Source organism: Bradyrhizobium sp. 31Argb (assembly GCF_043638955.1).
Taxonomy (GTDB): Bacteria; Pseudomonadota; Alphaproteobacteria; order Rhizobiales; family Xanthobacteraceae; genus Bradyrhizobium.
The window spans coordinates 1-1,740 of sequence record NZ_JBEGDB010000568.1; the positions used below are offsets into that span (position 1 = coordinate 1).

Annotated in this window: 2 protein-coding genes; both read right to left on the minus strand. The window is 59.5% G+C overall.

Annotation, left to right across the window (positions count from 1 at the left end; genetic code table 11):
* Positions 1-104: 104 nt before the first annotated feature.
* Entirely contained in the window at positions 105-1,010 is a 906-nt protein-coding gene (locus tag AAFX91_RS41430) for a carotenoid biosynthesis protein (protein WP_051397386.1), read from the minus strand.
* 196 nt (positions 1,011-1,206) lie between these two features.
* Positions 1,207-1,740 (minus strand): IS21-like element helper ATPase IstB (gene istB, locus AAFX91_RS41435; RefSeq protein WP_394570321.1); only part of this gene is annotated, 534 nt, incomplete at its 5' end.

Sequence of the window (1,740 nt, forward strand, 5' to 3'; positions counted from 1 at the left end):
AAAGGTGGACTTCTCTTGCTTCGGGTATCATCCATATCTTGAAGCACGACTCACGATCCAAGAAAAGTGGGTACTAGTCCGTGTTGCGACGACATGCCCCGCTTTCAATCGCCAGATATTGATGCGATTGGCTCGCCTTTGCAATTCGCCTGGCGCAAGAGGCGCAGCCCTGCGAGCAATGCGGTGAAGACCATCGTCAGCAGCAGGATCGCGACCGTGGATTCACGGATATCGTGGACCTGCCAGCCATAGCCTCTGTCGTCGACGGCTTCGCCTCTCTCTCCCATGATCCAGGGCACGATGTGCGTAACGCCGGCGCCGACATAGAAAAGGATGCCGATCACCGCCAGCCTGTGACTAATCCTCAAGTGCTGCCGTCGGCCGTCGCAGCGCAGGTGGAGGGCGAAGGCCTGGCAGATCAGCCAGGAGGTGAGAAGCCAGCCGAGATAGTTGGAGAGTGGAACACCGAACATTCCACCGCCGCCGTGCCATATCCAAGCCTTGGCTATCGTCGCGTTAGGGGCATCCGTCACAAGATTCCACTGGGTCATCACGAAAGCGGCTACGATGGGCAGGGCGACCAAATTGAAAGGTCGATCGAGCTGACGATCGGCGTGATCCAAAAGAACCGACGCGACCACCCATGAAAAATAGCCCACAACGAACCATACCGGTCCCACGATGATCGGGATGAGGCCGATCTGCGGCAAGTCCGCGCCGACCACGAAATGAAAGGTCCCAAATGGAAACGCTGTGGCAGCGCTCAGGTTTTCCATCGCAAACGCAATTGCGTTACAAGTAACGAACAGAACCAAGGCGCTCCGCGCACCATAGGCGAAGGTGGCGTGGATCAGGGCGCAGGCAATGAAAAGTGCCGCAAGCGCTTGAGCAACCGGGGTTGGATTCCAGGAAAACCAAATTGCGGCCGCAAGAATGCCGGCGATGGCCAACCAAAGCGCGGCCTCCTGCGGCACGCGGAGTCGGCCTCGGCCGGCATTGTCTGGGGTCATTGCATGCAATCCTTCAGTTGAGCAACCGGCAGCAAGGCTTACTTAACGTAGTTGCACCGGGTAGGCAGCGCAAGTACGAGCAGCGGCGCGGGGAGGGGTGCATATTTCACTGATAGTGAGCAGCGATCTCGCGCGATCATGAGCGCCGAATTCAGACGATCGTGAGCAGCCCGCTCCGGCCGAGGCGGTGATAGAGTCAGCGTTCTGGCTGCTCGTCAAGGGTGATGGTTTTGGCGTTGCGTTTTCGCATGCTTTCGCCGGCCAGCTGGAGGCGGTGAGCGTTATGGACGAGGCGATCGAGGACGGCGTCGGCGAGCGTGGGATCTCCGATAACTTCGTGCCATGAGTCCACGGGAAGTTGGCTGGTTACGATGGTCGATGCGCGGCCATGGCGGTCCTCGAGGATTTCCAGTAGATCGCGCCGCTCGGCGACGGTGAGCACCGACAATCCCCAATCGTCCAAAATCAGAAGCTGGACGCGGCCAAGGGTTTTGAGCAAGCGGGCATAACGTCCATCTCCCCGCGCGAGCGCCAACGCTTCGAACAATCTTGGGACGCGATGGTAGAGAACCGAGCGATTGTCGCGGCAGGCCTTGTGACCGAGAGCACAGGCTAACCAGCTTTTGCCCAATCCGGTCGCCCCGGTTAGAAGAAAATTCTCGTGGCGATCGATCCAGTCGCCGCTGACGAGCTTGGCGAAGACGGCCCGGTCGATCCCCCGCGGCGTGCG